Annotated in this window: 1 protein-coding gene; it reads right to left on the bottom strand. The window is 66.0% G+C overall.

The annotated features are described in order from the left end of the window. On the bottom strand, window positions 1-184 hold a 184-nt coding region (locus tag GGG17_RS08715; RefSeq protein WP_375804513.1), incomplete at its 3' end, for an IS110 family transposase. Window positions 185-294: the final 110 nt, after the last annotated feature.

The raw sequence follows: 294 nt of genomic DNA, 5'->3' as shown, positions 1-294 counted from the left end.
CGGTGCCCTCGATGCCGACGACCAGCAGTAGCCCGAACGAGCGCAGCCAGTCCAGCAAGTCGAGGTAGCCACGCCGCGAGGCCGGGAACTGACGATGCCCCAGGAGCCGGCCGGCGGTGTCGATCACCGCAGCGGTGTGGATGTCCTGGTGGGTGTCAACGCCCGCAGCGAGAGGAATAGTCAAGACCTGTGGATTGATGTGTCAGGCGGCGTGAGCGTGACCTCCTGATTCGTCGGGTCGTTCGACGAGCTTGCCGTTGCTGAACTCCGCGCCGGCACGGACGAGCGCAACGA

Origin of the sequence: Arsenicicoccus cauae (assembly GCF_009707125.1) — a bacterium.
Classification (GTDB): Bacteria; Actinomycetota; Actinomycetes; order Actinomycetales; family Dermatophilaceae; genus Arsenicicoccus; species Arsenicicoccus cauae.
This window is presented reverse-complemented; position numbering and strand designations above follow the sequence as displayed.